16 protein-coding genes and 1 pseudogene are annotated in these 15,683 nt (G+C 62.8%); 2 read left to right on the top strand and 15 right to left on the bottom strand.

The genetic code is table 11. The annotated features are described in order from the left end of the window. Positions 1-73: 73 nt before the first annotated feature. The 5 genes from fabG to ACMGGG_RS05815 form a co-directional block, all read right to left on the bottom strand. A complete protein-coding gene (gene fabG / locus ACMGGG_RS05835) occupies positions 74-814 on the bottom strand; it encodes a 3-oxoacyl-ACP reductase FabG (protein ID WP_054925392.1) in 741 nt (246 codons plus the stop codon). A gap of 17 nt (positions 815-831) precedes the next feature. Next, positions 832-1,770 (bottom strand): ACP S-malonyltransferase, encoded by a 939-nt coding sequence (gene fabD / locus ACMGGG_RS05830; RefSeq protein ID WP_414155039.1) that lies wholly within the window; start codon positions 1,768-1,770, stop codon positions 832-834. Between the two features lie 127 nt (positions 1,771-1,897). After that, entirely contained in the window at positions 1,898-2,908 is a 1,011-nt protein-coding gene (gene plsX, locus ACMGGG_RS05825; RefSeq protein WP_081255216.1) for a phosphate acyltransferase PlsX, read from the bottom strand. Between the two features lie 3 nt (positions 2,909-2,911). Continuing rightward, positions 2,912-3,094 (bottom strand): 50S ribosomal protein L32, encoded by a 183-nt coding sequence (gene rpmF, locus ACMGGG_RS05820; protein WP_008096416.1) that lies wholly within the window; start codon positions 3,092-3,094, stop codon positions 2,912-2,914. A 13-nt stretch (positions 3,095-3,107) separates the two neighbouring features. After that, positions 3,108-3,635, bottom strand: a complete 528-nt coding sequence (locus ACMGGG_RS05815) for a YceD family protein (protein WP_081255215.1) — start codon at positions 3,633-3,635, stop codon at positions 3,108-3,110. Positions 3,636-3,730: 95 nt separating this feature from the next. Here ACMGGG_RS05815 and ACMGGG_RS05810 point away from each other — a divergent pair, with 95 nt between their 5' ends. Beyond that, positions 3,731-4,309 carry a Maf family protein gene (locus tag ACMGGG_RS05810; RefSeq protein ID WP_414155038.1) on the top strand — a complete coding sequence of 193 codons (579 nt, stop codon included), beginning with the start codon at positions 3,731-3,733 and terminating at the stop codon, positions 4,307-4,309. A 33-nt stretch (positions 4,310-4,342) separates the two neighbouring features. Here ACMGGG_RS05810 and ACMGGG_RS05805 read toward each other — a convergent pair whose 3' ends face one another. The 3 genes from ACMGGG_RS05805 to rluC are packed head-to-tail and all read right to left on the bottom strand — an operon-like array spanning position 4,343 to position 6,984. Then, the gene (locus ACMGGG_RS05805; protein ID WP_054893067.1) at positions 4,343-5,338 is read right to left on the bottom strand and encodes a S49 family peptidase; all 996 of its coding nucleotides are present in this window, start codon (positions 5,336-5,338) and stop codon (positions 4,343-4,345) included. 2 nt (positions 5,339-5,340) lie between these two features. Next, positions 5,341-6,021 carry an HAD family hydrolase gene (locus ACMGGG_RS05800; RefSeq protein WP_414155037.1) on the bottom strand — a complete coding sequence of 227 codons (681 nt, stop codon included), beginning with the start codon at positions 6,019-6,021 and terminating at the stop codon, positions 5,341-5,343. Between the two features lie 6 nt (positions 6,022-6,027). Next, entirely contained in the window at positions 6,028-6,984 is a 957-nt protein-coding gene (gene rluC / locus ACMGGG_RS05795) for a 23S rRNA pseudouridine(955/2504/2580) synthase RluC (RefSeq protein ID WP_063543827.1), read from the bottom strand. Between the two features lie 742 nt (positions 6,985-7,726). Between rluC and rne the strand changes: the two genes are divergently transcribed. Next, complete coding sequence (gene rne / locus ACMGGG_RS05790) at positions 7,727-10,975, top strand: ribonuclease E (protein WP_112897750.1); 3,249 nt, start codon at positions 7,727-7,729, stop codon at positions 10,973-10,975. A gap of 100 nt (positions 10,976-11,075) precedes the next feature. Here rne and murB read toward each other — a convergent pair whose 3' ends face one another. From murB to ACMGGG_RS05755, 7 genes and pseudogenes are all read right to left on the bottom strand, one after another. Continuing rightward, on the bottom strand, positions 11,076-12,095 hold the full coding sequence (murB, locus tag ACMGGG_RS05785; RefSeq protein ID WP_112897749.1) for a UDP-N-acetylmuramate dehydrogenase: 1,020 nt from the start codon (positions 12,093-12,095) through the stop codon (positions 11,076-11,078). Continuing rightward, a complete protein-coding gene (locus ACMGGG_RS05780; RefSeq protein WP_323453847.1) occupies positions 12,092-12,556 on the bottom strand; it encodes a low molecular weight protein-tyrosine-phosphatase in 465 nt (154 codons plus the stop codon). The genes murB and ACMGGG_RS05780 overlap by 4 nt, the downstream gene beginning before the upstream one ends. After that, on the bottom strand, positions 12,556-13,320 hold the full coding sequence (gene kdsB, locus ACMGGG_RS05775; protein WP_414155036.1) for a 3-deoxy-manno-octulosonate cytidylyltransferase: 765 nt from the start codon (positions 13,318-13,320) through the stop codon (positions 12,556-12,558). The genes ACMGGG_RS05780 and kdsB overlap by 1 nt, the downstream gene beginning before the upstream one ends. Next, a complete protein-coding gene (locus tag ACMGGG_RS05770; RefSeq protein WP_054893060.1) occupies positions 13,317-13,502 on the bottom strand; it encodes a Trm112 family protein in 186 nt (61 codons plus the stop codon). The genes kdsB and ACMGGG_RS05770 overlap by 4 nt, the downstream gene beginning before the upstream one ends. A 41-nt stretch (positions 13,503-13,543) precedes the next feature. Beyond that, on the bottom strand, positions 13,544-14,539 hold the full coding sequence (gene lpxK / locus ACMGGG_RS05765) for a tetraacyldisaccharide 4'-kinase (RefSeq protein WP_054893059.1): 996 nt from the start codon (positions 14,537-14,539) through the stop codon (positions 13,544-13,546). Further along, positions 14,539-14,972, bottom strand: a pseudogene (locus ACMGGG_RS05760) (ExbD/TolR family protein). Before ACMGGG_RS05760 ends, lpxK begins: the two are co-directional and overlap by 1 nt. Next, on the bottom strand, positions 14,969-15,604 hold the full coding sequence (locus ACMGGG_RS05755; RefSeq protein WP_054893125.1) for a MotA/TolQ/ExbB proton channel family protein: 636 nt from the start codon (positions 15,602-15,604) through the stop codon (positions 14,969-14,971). Before ACMGGG_RS05755 ends, ACMGGG_RS05760 begins: the two are co-directional and overlap by 4 nt. Between the last annotated feature and the right edge of the window lie 79 nt (positions 15,605-15,683).

The raw sequence follows: 15,683 nt of genomic DNA, 5'->3' as shown, positions 1-15,683 counted from the left end.
CAGCTTTATAACGGATTTTAGGCTTGCAGTATGACTGTTTTTTTAAGCAATCCGTCACATTGAGTTGCTGATGTTACATGTACATCCCGCCGTTCACCGGCACGGTAGCGCCTGTGACATAGGCTGCGCCGTCGGATGCCAGGAAGGAAACCACTTTCGCGATCTCCTCGGCCTGACCCAGGCGGCCCAGCGGAATCTGGGTCTGCAGCGCTTCACGCTGCGCTTCGGGCAGCTCGCGGGTCATGTCGGTATCGATGAAGCCCGGGGTGACCGAGTTTACAGTGATACCGCGCGAGCCGACTTCACGCGCCAGGGCACGGCTGAAACCTTCGAGGCCCGCCTTGGCAGCGGCGTAGTTGGCCTGGCCGGCGTTACCCATGGCACCGACGACCGAACCGATGCTGATGATACGACCCCAGCGCGCCTTGGTCATGCCGCGCAGCACGCCCTTGGACAGACGGTAGAGGCTGTTGAGGTTGGTGTCGATGACATCGAACCATTCTTCATCTTTCATGCGCAGCATCAGGTTGTCGCGGGTGATGCCGGCATTGTTGACCAGGATCGCCGGAGCACCGAACTGCTCGGTGATCGCTGCCAGCACGGCACTCACGGACTCTTCGCTGGTGACATTGAGTTCAAGACCGGTACCGGTGATACCGTGCTCCTTGAGGGTCTCGGCGATACGCTGGGCACCCGAAGCGGAAGTGGCGGTACCGATTACGGTAGCGCCCTGGCGGCCCAGTTCCAGGGCGATGGCCTGGCCAATACCACGGCTGGCGCCGGTGACCAGTGCAACTTTACCTTGCAGGCTCATGCAAGTTTCTCCAGATATCAGGCCAGCGCCGCACGGGTGGCGGCGACGGCGTCAGGGGTATTGAGGTTGTAGGTGGTAACGCCATCGGCGCAACGCTTGTTCAGGCCAGCCAGGACCTTGCCCGGGCCGCACTCGACCAGATTGACCGCACCGCTGGCCGCCAGGGTCTGCACACACTCCACCCAACGTACCGGCTGGTACAGCTGCGCCAACAGGTCGCGCTTGAGTGCGTCGAGATCGGCAGCGATGGCGGCGGTGACGTTCTGCACCACCGGAATCTGCGGCGCCTTCCACTCGATGGCGTTGACCGCTTCAGCGAAACGCTCGGCAGCCGGTTTCATCAGCGCACAATGCGACGGCACGCTGACCGCCAATGGCAGCGCACGCTTGGCGCCCTTGGCCTTGCACAGCTCGATCGCACGATCGACCGCCGCCTTGTTACCGGCGATGACGACCTGGCCCGGGGAGTTGAAGTTGACCGCACTGACCACTTCATCCTCGGCAGCCTCGGCGCAGATGGCTACCACATCAGCATCATCCAGGCCGAGAATCGCAGCCATGGCACCGTGACCTGCAGGCACGGCTTCCTGCATCAGCTGGCCACGGCGCTCGACCAGGCGAACGGCGTCCTTGAGCGACAGGCTACCGGCAGCGACCAGGGCACTGTACTCACCCAGGCTGTGACCAGAGACCAGGGCGGGTTGCGCACCACCCTCTTCCAGCCACAGACGCCAAAGGGCGGTAGAGGCCGTCAGGATCGCCGGCTGGGTCTTGTCGGTTTGATTGAGTTGTTCTTCCGGACCTTCCTGGACCAGCTTCCACAGGTCGTAGCCCAGAGCCTCGGAAGCCTCCTTGAAGGTCTCGACGATTACCGGCTTTTCAGCGCCGAGCTCGGCGAGCATGCCCAGCGACTGGGAGCCTTGACCAGGAAAGACGAATGCGAGGGATGCAGACATTGAACAAGCCCTTATGATCTTGTCGTCGGATAGGGTGCGCCCCACCAATGGCGAGGCGCGGAATCTGAAAACTTGGATGGAAACGCAGACCAAGCGGTCACATTTAACCACTTCATCGCCAATATGCCTAAAGCAACAGGTCTTCGAGACGACCGTGCAGCCGCTGCGGCAGGTTTTCCTGGATCTCGATCAGCGCGCGCTGGATGGCGCTCTGCAGGCCCTGTACGCCTGCCGAACCATGACTCTTGATGACGATCCCCTGCAAACCGAGAAAACTTGCGCCATTGTGTCGCGCCGGTGCCAGGTCAGCCTGCAGGCGCCTGAGCAACGGCATCGCCACCACCCCGGCCGCACGAGAAAACAGCCCACCCTTGAACAGCGCCTCTATACGCGCACCGATCATGCTCGCCAGCCCTTCGCTGGACTTGAGCAGGATATTGCCGACGAAGCCGTCGCACACCACCACATCCGCCTCGCCGCGATACAGGCCATCGCCTTCGACAAAACCGATGTAGTTCAGCCCACGGGCATTGTGCAACAGACTGGCGGCCAGTTTGACCTGCTGGTTGCCCTTGATATCCTCGGTACCGACATTGAGCAACGCCACGCGCGGTCGCTGGATCCCCAGGGCCTGAGCCGCCACCGACCCCATCACGGCGAACTGGTAGAGGTTCTCGGCACTGCAATCGACATTGGCCCCCAGGTCGAGCAACTGACAATAGCCAGCCTGGGTCGGAATCGCCGCCACCATGGCGGGGCGATCGATGCCCGGCAGCGTCTTGAGGACAAAGCGCGACAGCGCCATCAGCGCCCCGGTGTTCCCGGCGCTCACACAGGCCTGAGCCTTGCCGTCACGCACCAGCTCAAGGGCGACGCGCATCGACGAATCAGGCTTGCCGCGCAACGCCTGCGAAGGCCGCTCGTCCATGCCCACCACCTCGCTCGCCGCGACAATTTGCAGGCGCGCACGATCGGCAGCTGCAAGGCCACTGACAAGTTCTTCAAGGAGAGAGGGTTGACCGACGAGGGTCAGGTGCAGCGAGGGGGTAGCCGAAAGGCAGGCAATGCTAGCCTGGACAATGCTGCGGGGACCGAAGTCCCCGCCCATTGCGTCGATCGCGATGATCTGAGCGGACAAGGATTACTCGTCAGCGCCCTTGTCGATCACTTTGCGACCACGGTATACGCCTTCTGGCGAAACGTGGTGGCGCAGGTGTACTTCACCGGTGCTCTTCTCTACGGACAGCGCGTTTTCCGACAGGGCGTCGTGCGAACGGCGCATGTCACGGGCAGAGCGGGATTTTTTGTTCTGCTGAACAGCCATAATTGATTAACTCCTAAACGTTTGGGTCACGCTTTAACTGCGCCAAGACACTGAACGGGTTGGACCGCGATACCTCGTCCTTGCTCGATTCGGGCTCGTCTGCGCCCGCCGGCTGCTGGCATTCTTCCGGATGATGAGCAGGCACGATGGGGAGGGCGAGCAAAAGCTCCTCCTCGATCAGCGCCTGCAGATCCAAAGGATCTTCGCCCAGTTCCAGCACGTCATAGCCTTTCGGCAACGACTGGGTATTCGCACCCTCCTTCACCACGGCATAAGTACATTCGCTGTGGATCGGCAGGGTGACCAGCTCAAGACAACGCTGGCAAACCATTTTGACTTCGACATTCAGATCGCTGTGGATAACCACAACGTGCTGCTCGTCTCGCTCAAAATCGAACTTCGCCTGCACCGTACCGACATTATCGGAAAGCGGGTCGCAGAGTCTTTCCAAATCAGCGAGTTGCAGCGAACCTTGAAGGGTTACGCCACGATCGGCTAATTTGCGCGGGTCAACGTGAGGTGGAATCGGGTCATTCAACATAGGCGCAGCATTCTAGGGATGCCCCCCGCCCCTGTCAAAGGAAATTAGGCGGCATCACACATGTTAGAATCGGTTCAATTGCGAAGGAGTCTACCATGCTTCCCCTGCTGCTTGCTTCAAGCTCCCCCTACCGGCGCGAATTGCTCCAGCGCCTGCGCCTGCCTTTCACCTGGGCAAGCCCCGATATAGACGAAGGGCGCAATGCCGAGGAGCCGGCCACCGAACTGGTTCGCCGCCTGGCCCGACAAAAAGCCGAAGCCCTGGCGAACAGCCATTCGCAACACCTGATCATCGGCTCGGACCAGGTCGCCGTGCTGGGCGAGCAGATCCTTGGCAAGCCACACACCTTCGAACGCGCGTGCGAGCAATTGCTGGCTGCCAGCGGCCAGCAAGTCACTTTCCTGACCGGCCTCGCCCTGCTCAACAGCAGCACAGGGCAATGCCAGGTCGACTGCATACCATTCACCGTAACCCTGCGCGAACTGGACCGCGAACGGGTCGAGCGCTACGTGCACGCAGAGCAACCACTGGACTGCGCAGGGAGCCTCAAGGCGGAGGGATTGGGGGTGACACTGTTCCAGAGCACCCACGGCTGCGATGCGACGAGCCTGATCGGGCTCCCGCTGATTCGCCTGGTGGACATGCTGCACGCAGAAGGTGTGCAGCTACCCTGAAAGACGGGGCTGCCAGGCAGCCCCACTCATAACTCAACGCAGGGATGGCCCCTGGAAGCCCATGTACATGGCCAGACGCTCGGCGACGCTGGCACCGATACGCTTGGAGAAGCGATCGAACGGCGATTCCTGCACCGTGAAGTCCACCAACTCCTTCTCGCCGACGATGTCACGCGCCACATAGCTGGCACTGCCCAGCCCATCGATCAAGCCTAGCGCCTTGGCCTGCTCGCCCGACCAGATCAAACCACTGAACAGCTCGGGATGCTCCTTGTCCTTCAGACGCTCACCTCGCCCCTGCTTCACCATGGCGATGAACTGATTGTGCGTGGTATCCAGCACACCCTGCCAGAACGCTGTCTCTTCAGGCTTTTGCGGCGAGAACGGGTCGAGGAAGGCCTTGTGCTCACCAGAGGTATAGGCACGACGCTCGACACCAAGCTTCTCCATGGCGCCGACGAAGCCGTAGCCCGCGGCAGTCACACCAATGGATCCGACCAGGCTGGCCTTGTCGGCGTAGATCTCGTCCGCCGCACTGGCGATGTAGTAGGCGCCCGAAGCACCAAGGTCAGTGATCACCGCATACAGCTTGATTGCCGGATATTCAGCACGCAGCCGACGAATCTCGTCATATACGTAACCCGCCTGCACCGGGCTGCCGCCCGGACTGTTGATGCGCATCACCACAGCCTTGGTCTTGGCGTCCTTGAACGCCTCACGCAGGCTCTTGATGATGTTGTCGGCGCTGGCAGCTTCCTGATCGGCGATCACCCCGCGCACTTCCACCAAGGCGGTATGATTGGCACTGCGCGAAGCCGTGCTCTCCATATCCATCAGCGGAGAGAACAGGAACAGGAGACCGAACAGGTAGAGAAAGGTCAACAGCTTGAAGAAGATCCCCCAGCGCCGCGCACGACGCTGCTCCTGAACACCCGCCAGGAGCGTCTTTTCGAGCAGCTTCCAGCTCTTGCGCTCTTCCTTGTCCTGCGCCGCACCCTCGGACTCAGGGGCTTTCCACTCGTCAGCCATGCTCACCTACCTTGGAGTTGAAGCTGCGCGGGACCAGCCAGCCACTCACGCAACTGTGAAAAATGCTCGACGCACACCTGCGGCCCGAATTCGCTCAGCGCCTGCAGCGACATCGCGCCATACCCCACCGCAACCGAGTGCATGCCTGCATTACTGGCCATCTGCAGATCGAATGCCGAATCTCCGACCATCAGCGCCCTGCCAGGTTCGACCCAGCAATGGGCGAGAATTTCCTCAAGCATCAACGGATGGGGTTTACCGCGGGTTTCATCAGCGGCCCGAGTGATATCGAAATACCCTTCCCAGCCATTGGCCTTGAGCACCCGGTCGAGCCCACGACGCGCCTTGCCGGTGGCCACCGCCAGACGATAGCCCTCACTACGGAAGGCTTCCAGCGACTCCACCACCCCTTCGAACAGCGGTGAGGGCTGCTGATCCAGCGCCGTGTAGATATCTGCATAGTGCTGGCGAAAAATCTCGAGCTGCCGGGCATCCAGATGCGGATAGAGCACCGAGATCGCCTCGCTTAGGGCCAGGCCAATGATGCCCTTGACCGCAGCGTCGGCACTGGGAGCCTCGCCGGCACGCTCGGCAGCGGCATTCATCGCTTCGACGATGCGTCCGATGGAGTCGGCAAGGGTGCCATCCCAATCGAAGATCAGCAGCTCGTAGGGTTTGCTCATGACAGATCAGGTCGCACTCAGGCGCTCCACGGTCTTGGCCCACATCTCGTCCACCGGCGCCTCGAGCTTCAATTCGCCACCGTCCGGCAGGGGCACGGTCAACGCATAAGCGTGGAGGAACAGGCGCTTGCCGCCCAGATCACGAATTTCGCGGGTGAAGTCTTCATCGCCGTACTTGCTGTCACCGGCGATCATGTGCCCGGCATGGAGCGTGTGCACACGGATCTGGTGGGTGCGACCGGTAATCGGACGCGCCTCGACCATCGTGGCGAACTCACCGAAGCGACGCAGCACGCGGAACAGCGTCAACGCTTCCTTGCCCTCTTCGTCTACTTCGACCATGCGCTCGCCAGAGCGCAGGTTGCTTTTCTGCAAGGGCGCATTGACCTGTTTCTTCGACGTTGGCCAGTGCCCACGCACCAACGCCATGTAACGCTTGTCGACGCCATCGCCACGCAGCGCTGCGTGGAGGTGACGAAGCATGCTGCGTTTCTTGGCGATCATCAGCAGGCCCGAGGTGTCGCGGTCCAGCCGGTGCACCAATTCGAGCTCCTTGGCATCCGGACGCAACTGGCGCAGCGCCTCGATCACCCCGAAGCTCAGGCCACTGCCACCATGCACGGCAATACCGGCGGGCTTGTTCATCACGATCAGCGCCTTGTCTTCGTAGACGATCGCCGCCTCCAGCCGCTGTAGCAACCCCTGCGCCACGGGAGCCGGCTCGTCGCGCTCGGGCAATCGGACAGGCGGCACGCGCACGATGTCACCCGCCTGCAGCTTGTATTCGGGTTTGATGCGCCCCTTGTTCACCCGCACCTCACCCTTGCGCAGGATGCGATAGACCAGGGTCTTGGGCACGCCCTTGAGGGCCGTGATGAGGAAGTTGTCGATGCGTTGGCCGGCAAGTTCCGGCGCGACTTCGATCAGCTGAACGCCGGAAGTCGGGGGATTATTGGTCGTCATTGCTGGATCATAACAATTTTTTATGGAATTGAAGCACTTAATGATTACTGCTATAGTCGCGAACGCCGCCAAAAGCGGTAGGTCAGTACCGCACGGTTTCGAACCGGCCCTGACCAACGCAATTCTCGAGGACGCGAGGCCGTCCGACGGGGTTTTCGCCAGTTTACCGAAATGCCTGGAATCGCCACCAGCGCCGAGCAGAGAAGAACGAAAAAAAACGACAAGTGCGGTGTTTCACCTCCCTCCTGTTCTTTTTCGCATGCCCCTGCCCCGCCTCGTCGCTTCCGTGCAGCGCCTGGCGAATGCTTCGGAAATACCTGCCTTGGACATGAATGGCGCCAGCCCAGAATCTGCGCTGGCGAAAAATGCAACCCGTTGCGGATTCAGCGCGCGGCAGCACCCGAATTATCAGGGATACGTGCAGGGTGGAGATGTACAGCCCGGACCGTACAGCACGGCCGGCCACCGGCCCACTGTAATGGCCCGGCGAGCGGAACCGGTGTTTGCAGATGCCCCAGAGGCGTCCACGGCCCTCGGCTGATTCCTCCTCCTGACTGAGTGCGATAGGCACCGCAGCAAACAGGACGCGTCGTCGCGACAACGGCAGGCTGGGCAACCGGCTGGTGCCGAACGTCGTTGGACACGGGGGTGGCACGCCACCCTTTGCGCACCTTGGCACCGACCATGAGAAGTCGTGTGTGCCGAACGCCGTTTCCGGCAGCCCGGAAACCGACGGTACAACATGAAAAGAATGCTGATTAACGCAACTCAACCCGAAGAGTTGCGTGTAGCCCTGGTGGATGGCCAACGCCTCTACGACCTGGATATCGAGTCCGGCGCGCGTGAGCAGAAAAAGGCCAACATCTACAAAGGCAAGATCACCCGCATCGAACCCAGCCTCGAAGCCGCCTTCGTCGACTTCGGTTCCGAACGTCACGGCTTCCTGCCGCTGAAGGAAATCTCCCGCGAGTATTTCAAGAAGTCGCCTGAAGGTCGGGTGAACATCAAGGAAGTGCTGAGCGAAGGCCAGGAAGTCATCGTCCAGGTCGAGAAAGAAGAACGTGGCAACAAGGGCGCTGCCCTGACCACCTTCATCAGCCTCGCCGGCCGCTACCTGGTCCTGATGCCGAACAACCCACGCGCAGGCGGCATTTCCCGCCGCATCGAAGGCGAAGAGCGCAACGAGCTGCGCGAAGCCCTCAACGGCCTGACCGTTCCCGGCGACATGGGCCTGATCGTGCGCACTGCCGGCCTGGGCCGCAGCAGCGAAGAGATGCAGTGGGACCTCGACTACCTGCTGCAACTCTGGACCGCCATCAAGGAAGCCTCCCAGGATCGCGTCGCGCCCTTCCTGATCTACCAGGAAAGCAACGTCATCATCCGCGCCATTCGCGACTACCTGCGCCAGGACATCGGTGAAGTGCTGATCGACAGCATCGATGCCCAGGAAGAAGCCCTGACCTTCATCCGCCAGGTGATGCCGCAGTACGCCAGCAAGGTCAAGCTGTACGAAGACAGCGTCCCGCTGTTCAACCGCTTCCAGATCGAAAGCCAGATCGAGACCGCCTTCCAGCGCGTGGTCGACCTGCCGTCCGGCGGTTCGATCGTCATCGATCCGACCGAAGCCCTGGTCTCCATCGACATCAACTCGGCGCGCGCCACCAAAGGCAGCGACATCGAGGAAACCGCCCTGCAGACCAACCTGGAAGCGGCTGAGGAAATCGCCCGCCAGCTGCGCCTGCGTGACATCGGTGGCCTGATCGTCATCGACTTCATCGACATGACCCCGGCCAAGAACCAGCGCGCCGTCGAGGAACGCGTTCGCGAATGCCTCGAAGCCGACCGCGCCCGCGTCCAGGTCGGCCGCATCTCACGCTTCGGCCTGCTGGAGATGTCTCGCCAGCGCCTGCGTCCGTCGCTGGGCGAAAGCAGCGGCATCGTCTGCCCGCGCTGCTCGGGCACCGGCATCATCCGTGACGTCGAGTCCCTGTCGCTGGCGATCCTGCGCCTGATCGAGGAAGAAGCACTGAAGGACCGTACCGCCGAGGTACGCGCACAGGTGCCGATCCCGGTAGCCGCCTTCCTGCTCAACGAGAAGCGCAACTCGATCACCAAGATCGAACTGCGCACCCGTGCACGCATCATCATCCTGCCGAACGACCACCTGGAAACCCCGCACTTCGAAGTCCAGCGCCTGCGCGACGACAATCCGGACGTGCTGAACAACCAGTCGAGCTACGAGATCGCCACCAGCGAAGCCGAGGAAGCGCCGCAACCAACCGCTACCCGCACCCTGGTTCGCCAGGAAGCTGCAGTGAAGACCGCTCCGGCTCGCACCAACGCTCCCGAGCCTAGCCCGAGCGAAGAAAAACCTGCTGCAACCGCTCCAGCGCCTGTCGCCGCGCCAGAGCCAAGCCTGTTCAAGGGCCTGGTCAAGTCGCTGGTCAGCCTGTTCGCCGGCAAGGAAGAACCCGTCGTCGCTCCCGCCGCCACCCCCGAGAAGCCAACCACCGAGCGCAGCCAGCGCAACGAGGAACGCCGCAACGGCCGTCAGCAGAGCCGCAACCGCAATGGCCGTCGCGATGAAGACCGCAAACCGCGTGAAGAGCGCAGTGAGCGCACCCCACGCGAAGAGCGCCAGCCACGTGAAGAGCGTGCGCCACGCGAAGAGCGCGCACCTCGTGAAGAACGTGCACCACGCGAAGAACGTGCACCTCGTCAACCACGCGAAGACCGTCGTGGTAATCGTGAAGAACGCGTCCGCGAATTGCGCGAGCCACTGGATACCGCCCCGGCGGCCCGTGAGGAGCGTGCTCCACGCGAAGAGCGCGCACCTCGCGAGGAACGCGTAGCCCGCGAGGAGCGCGCACCACGTGAGGAACGCGCACCACGCGAAGAACGTGCCCCACGCGAAGAGCGCGCACCTCGTGAAGAGCGCCCGGCCCGTGAGGAACGCGCACCACGCGAGGAGCGTGAAGAGCGCGCACCACGCGAAGAACGGCAACCACGCCAGCCGCGCGAAGAGCGCCAGCCACGTGCCGCCGAACAGGCTGCCGAGGCGAGCGAGGAGCAACTGCCTAACGAAGAACTGCTGCAGGATGAGCAGGAGGGTGCCGATGGCGAACGCCCTCGCCGCCGCTCCCGTGGCCAGCGTCGCCGCAGCAACCGTCGTGAGCGCCAGCGCAATGCCAATGGTGAACTGATCGACGGCGATGATGAAACCGGCGAAGAGCAGCAGCCAGAGCAGCACAAGGCCACTGAGCTGGGTGCCGAACTGGCCGCAGGCCTGGCAGTCACCGCTGCCGTTGCCAGCAGCAATATCAGTGCCGACGCCGAGGCCCAGGCCAACGAGCAGGCCGAGCGCGCCACCGCCACTGTCGTGGAGGCTGACGACCGTGAAGTGGTTCAGCCCGCCGAGCCGGCCGAGGTTGTCGCCAAAGCTGAGGAAGTCGCGATCGCGCCTGTCGTCGAGCAGCCGGTCAATGCGCCTGTGACCGTGGTCGAACCAGGCATCGAGCCTGTCGTCGAAGCGCCTGCACAACCACAGGCCGAAGTGGCCACCAGCGAGCCTGCGCCTGCAGTCGAAGCGCCAGCCACCGAAGCACCGGCCGTGGAAGCGAGCGAAGCGGAGAAGGCACCGGTTGCTGAAACTGCCGTAGAGCAAGCACCCGCTGTCGAAGCCGAAGTGATCGAGCCTGTCGTGGTCGAGCCAGTGGCTGTCGAGGCAGCACCGGTCGTCGCTGAAGCAGCCCCTGCCGAAGAGCCTGCCCCTGCCGTAGCTGAAACTGCTCCGGCCCAAGAGCCGGCTGTAGAAGAAGCGGCCACCATCATGCTGCCGAACGGCCGTGCGCCGAACGACCCGCGTGAAGTGCGTCGCCGCAAGCGTGAGGCTGAAGCCGCTGCCGCTGCTGCTGCCGCAGCCCAGGCTGCCGCCGAAGCTGCCCCGGCACTGGAAACCACCGAGGATGAGCACAAACCTCACCACGGTTGATTCCAGCAGCTGAATGAAAAACCCCCGCCAGTGCGAACTGGCGGGGGTTTTTCTTTATCGCTCAAAACCCAGGAAAGCCGGGCCAGCCTGGTGGTGGCGATCAGTACAGATTTGGCTCCATCTCCAACTCGACGCCAAACCGTTCAAGGATATCCGCCTGGATTCGCTGCGCCAGGGCGTGCAACTGTGCGCCACTCGCCTGGCCGTAATTGACCAGCACCAGCGACTGCAAGCGATGCACACCAGCATCACCCTCACGGTAGCCCTTCCAGCCCGCCTGCTCGATCAGCCAGCCTGCCGCCAGCTTGACCTGCCCCTCAGACTGGGGATAGGCGACCAGACTCGGATAACGTGCGCGAATACTCTCAGCCAACTGCACCGAGACCACCGGGTTCTTGAAGAAGCTGCCAGCATTGCCCAGCTCTGCCGGATCCGGAAGCTTTTCGCGACGAATACTGCAGATGGCATCGCTGATGGCCTGTGCAGTCACTTCCTGCACGCCCTGCTCTTGCAAGCGCTGTCGAACCGGCCCGTAGTCCAGGTGCGCACGCAATGTACGGCTCAGCACAAAACGCACACGCAGGATCAACCAACGGCCCGGGTTGCGCTTGAACACACTGTCGCGATAGGCGAACGCACACTCGTTCAACGTGAAGTCGCGCAGCTGGCCGGTCTCACGGTCCAGAGCGGTCAAGCCTGCGAACACATCCTTGATCTCGACCCCGTACGCACCGACGTTCTGCATCGGTGCCGCCCCGACCGTGCCGGGAATCAGGCTGAGGTTCTCCAGCCCGCACAAGCCCTGCGCCAGGCTCCATTGCACGAACGGATGCCAGGGCTCGCCTGCCTCGGCCTCGATCACGACACGCTCGCCATCGTCACTGAGGATGCGTCGGCCACGACTGGCCACGTGCAGTACCAAGGCATCGACGTCGCGGGTCAGCAGCAGGTTGCTGCCGCCGCCGACCACCAGCACCGGCAACTGCCGTTGCGCAGCCAGTGCCAGAGCCTGGCGGACCTCATCGTCGTCATGGGCCAAAGCGAGGTAGCGCGCCTTGACGTCGATACCGAAGGTGTTGAACGGCTTGAGCGATACACGCTCCTGCCACTGCGCTGTCATAACCGCCCCTTGATTTCCACGACCAGCTCGCGACAGGCCGCTTCGATCAGGTCCAGAACCTGCTCGAAACCTTCGGCACCGCCATAGTAAGGGTCCGGCACCTCATCCAGCATCGCGCCATACCTGCGCAGGAACAGGTCGAGCTCGCCGCGCGCATCGTGCGGGCGTAGCGCCTGCAGGTTACCCAGATTGCTCTTGTCCATGGCCAGGATCAGGTCGTACTCACCGAAGTGAGCGGCCTTGACCTGCTGTGCGCGCTGGCGCGACAAGTCATAACCCCGTACCAGTGCAGCCTTGCAGGTACGGCTGTCGGGCGCCTTGCCCACGTGCCAATCTCCGGTGCCTGCTGAGGCCACGTGCACGCGCTCTGCAAGCCCTGCAGCCTGCAATTGGTGGCGCAGAACACCCTCGGCGGTGGGTGAACGGCAGATATTGCCCAGGCAGACGAACAATACGCGCATCAGGCCTCCAGCAAGCGCCGTACGCGCTCCAGGTCTTCAGGGGTATCGACACCCACTGCCGGCGCTTCGATGGCATCCTCGACATGGATACGCACCCCATGCCAAAGCGCCCGCAACTGCTCCAGCGCCTCGGTCTGCTCGAGCCAGCACGGGCCCCAACCGACGAAATCCTGCAGGAAGCCGACACGGTAGGCATACATGCCGATATGACGACGATACGGCACCCCATCCGGCAACAGGTCGCGGCCTTTGGCGAAGGCATCGCGCGCCCATGGCAGCGGCGCACGGCTGAAGGTCAGGGCAAGGCCGTTCTTGTCGCTGACCACCTTGACCGCGTTGGGGTTGAACACGCTTTGCGGCTCGTGGATCGGTTCGGCCAGGGTTGCGATACCCGCCTCGGGGTGAGCCGCCAGATTGGCGGCCACTTGGTCGATGATCACCGGCGGAATCAACGGCTCGTCGCCCTGCACGTTGACTACGATGGCGTCTGGCGGCAGACCCAGATGCGCGACCACCTCGGCCAAACGGTCGGTACCCGACTCATGGTCGGCACGCGTCATCAGCACTTCGGCGCCAAAGGCCTGGCATGCTTCGAGAATACTGGCATCGTCGGTAGCAATGACTACCCGTGCAGCACCGCTCTTGAGGGCCTGTTCCCAGACATGCTGGATCATTGGCTTGCCGGCGATCGGTAGCAACGGCTTGCCCGGCAGGCGCGTGGAGCGCAGCCTGGCAGGAATCACCACAGTGAAATTCAGGCTCATTTGTCCAGGCGCTCGTCGTCGCTCAGGGTGCGCGCCTCGCTCTCCAGCATGACCGGGATGCCGTCGCGGATCGGATAGGCCAGGCCGGCGCCCTTGCTGATCAGCTCGGTCTTGTCGGCGCTGAGCTTGAGTGGGCTTTTGGTGATCGGGCAGGCCAGGATATCGAGCAGTTTGGTGTCCATGGAGGTGTCCTTGAGGCCGGAGGCCGGAAAGTGGAAGTGATTCAAGGCAGCAGACGAGCGAGCTGCGCATCGAACCAGGCGACGAAGGATGGAGACGGTTCGGCATCAACGGCCAGGTACCACCAGTCGTCACCTGCAAAGTCACGGCATTTCACCGCGTCCTTTTCAGTCATGACCAATGGCAGCGGTGGCTCGAATGCCAGGCTCTGGGCATCGAACTGCGCATGGTCGGCGAAAGGGTGCGGCACGGGCTGCCAGTTTAGCCCTTGCAGGGTGTTGAAGAAACGTTGCGGGTTGCCAATGCCAGCCACGGCATGAAGGGCCTGACCGGCAGGAAAATGCTCGAGCGGACGACGCTCGCCGGTACGGAGGTTGACCAATGCACTCGGGCGCAGACCGAACGCGAATCCACGCGGCGGATCGACGGTCGCACCGTTGTGCAGCACTGCACCGACGTCATCCAGGCGCTCGACCGGCTCACGCAACGGGCCGGCCGGCAGGCATCGGCCGTTGCCGAGACCACGGGCCGCGTCGATCAGCACCAGCTCCAGGTCGCGCGCCAGCCGGTAATGCTGCATGCCGTCATCACAGAGAATCAGGTCCAAGGGCTCGCTGGCCAACAGCGCTCGCACGGCACGGGATCGGTCAGGGTCGATCATCAGCGGCACGTCGGTACGCTGCACGATCAGCAACGGTTCGTCTCCGGCCTGCGCAGCGCTCTGACTGGCGCGGACCCGCCAGGGGAAATGAGGCGGCTTGGCGCCATATCCACGACTGACCACGCCGACCTTCAGCCCCAGGCTTCGGCAATGCTCGATCAGCCAGAGGATCATGGGCGTCTTGCCGGTCCCCCCGACGGTGATATTACCCACCACGATGACCGGCACCGGAGCCCGATAGCTGGCGCTTTCGCCACTCAGGAAACGCGCACGCTTGCGCGTCACCACCCGCCGGTAAAGGGCCTCGAGCGGGCGCAACAGCCCCAGAGCGGGATGGCCTTGGTACCAGGCCGCGAGCAGACGATCGGTGAAAGCCATCAGGGCGTCCCCGGAGCCGCCTCGACGGTGGTCATGCGCAGGTGGCTGAAGCCGAGCTTGCCGGCAGCATCCATCGCCGTGATCACCGCCTGGTGCGGGGTCTTGCCATCGGCACTGATCGCCAGAGGCAATGTGTTGTCCCCCCGGACTCTCGCTCAAGGGCCTCGGTCAGGGTGGCCAGGTCGCTCTTGGGCAGCAGGTGGTTGTTCACCGAATACACGCCATCGGCGCTGATCGTCACCTCCACCAGCTTGCCATCCTGCGGCGCGGCCGGTGCGCCGCTGGCGGTCTCGGGCAACTCGACACGCAGTTGGGTCTCGCGGGTGAACGTGGTGGTGACCACGAAGAACAGCAAGAGCACGAACACCACATCGATCAGCGATGCAAGGTTGATGTCGACGTTCTCGCGTTGTCGATTGCGCCGGAACTTCACGCCTTGCCTCCGGCCACCTCGACCTCGCGATCGCCCTGCAGCACCTCGACCAGCTTGATCGCCTCCTGCTCCATGCCAACCACCAGCTCATCGATGCGGCGCAGCAGGAAACGGTGGAAGAATACGGCGGGGATACCAACCATCAGGCCCGCTGCGGTGGTCACCAGCGCCTTGGAAATACCCCCGGCGAGCACCGCGGCGTTGGCAGTCATCTGCGAGCCCATGAACGCACTGAAGATGTCGATCATGCCAAGTACGGTGCCAAGCAGACCGAGCAACGGCGCCATTGCAGCGATGGTGCCCAGCGTGCTGATGTAGCGCTCGAGCTCGTGGATGACCCGGGAGGCGGCCTCCTCGATGCATTCCTTCATGATCTCGCGGCCATGGCGAGAGTTTGCCAGGCCCGCGGCGAGAATCTCGCCCAAGGGGGAGTCGGCGCGCAAGGCCTTGAGCTTGTCACTGGTCAGTTGCTTGTCCTTGATCCACATCCATACCTGGCCCAGCAGGTGCGGCGGGGTGACGCGACTGGCACGCAGGGTCCACAGGCGCTCGACGACAATTGCCATGGCTGCGACGGAGCTCAGAATGATCGGCAGCATCATCCAGCCGCCGGACTTGACCAATTCCCACACAGTAAGCATCCCCCTGAAAAAGGCCGCCACTCTACCATAGGCAGACATGGGGCTCATCTGCCGAAGGTCAGGGGCTGGC

The organism is Pseudomonas sp. BNK-44-b, assembly GCF_047456245.1.
Lineage (GTDB): Bacteria > Pseudomonadota > Gammaproteobacteria > Pseudomonadales > Pseudomonadaceae > Aquipseudomonas > Aquipseudomonas machongensis.
This window is presented reverse-complemented; position numbering and strand designations above follow the sequence as displayed.

Coding starts and splice junctions, on each gene's coding strand:
- rpmF (WP_008096416.1), bottom strand. CDS start 3,094: ATGGCTGTTCAGCAGAACAAAAAATCCCGCTCTGCCCGTGACATGCGC.
- ACMGGG_RS05810 (WP_414155038.1), top strand. CDS start 3,731: ATGCTTCCCCTGCTGCTTGCTTCAAGCTCCCCCTACCGGCGCGAATTG.
- ACMGGG_RS05780 (WP_323453847.1), bottom strand. CDS start 12,556: ATGCGCGTATTGTTCGTCTGCCTGGGCAATATCTGCCGTTCACCCACC.
- fabD (WP_414155039.1), bottom strand. CDS start 1,770: ATGTCTGCATCCCTCGCATTCGTCTTTCCTGGTCAAGGCTCCCAGTCG.
- rluC (WP_063543827.1), bottom strand. CDS start 6,984: ATGACGACCAATAATCCCCCGACTTCCGGCGTTCAGCTGATCGAAGTC.
- ACMGGG_RS05805 (WP_054893067.1), bottom strand. CDS start 5,338: ATGGCTGACGAGTGGAAAGCCCCTGAGTCCGAGGGTGCGGCGCAGGAC.
- murB (WP_112897749.1), bottom strand. CDS start 12,095: ATGACAGCGCAGTGGCAGGAGCGTGTATCGCTCAAGCCGTTCAACACC.
- ACMGGG_RS05770 (WP_054893060.1), bottom strand. CDS start 13,502: ATGGACACCAAACTGCTCGATATCCTGGCCTGCCCGATCACCAAAAGC.
- ACMGGG_RS05815 (WP_081255215.1), bottom strand. CDS start 3,635: ATGTTGAATGACCCGATTCCACCTCACGTTGACCCGCGCAAATTAGCC.
- fabG (WP_054925392.1), bottom strand. CDS start 814: ATGAGCCTGCAAGGTAAAGTTGCACTGGTCACCGGCGCCAGCCGTGGT.
- lpxK (WP_054893059.1), bottom strand. CDS start 14,539: ATGGCTTTCACCGATCGTCTGCTCGCGGCCTGGTACCAAGGCCATCCC.
- kdsB (WP_414155036.1), bottom strand. CDS start 13,320: ATGAGCCTGAATTTCACTGTGGTGATTCCTGCCAGGCTGCGCTCCACG.
- ACMGGG_RS05800 (WP_414155037.1), bottom strand. CDS start 6,021: ATGAGCAAACCCTACGAGCTGCTGATCTTCGATTGGGATGGCACCCTT.
- rne (WP_112897750.1), top strand. CDS start 7,727: ATGAAAAGAATGCTGATTAACGCAACTCAACCCGAAGAGTTGCGTGTA.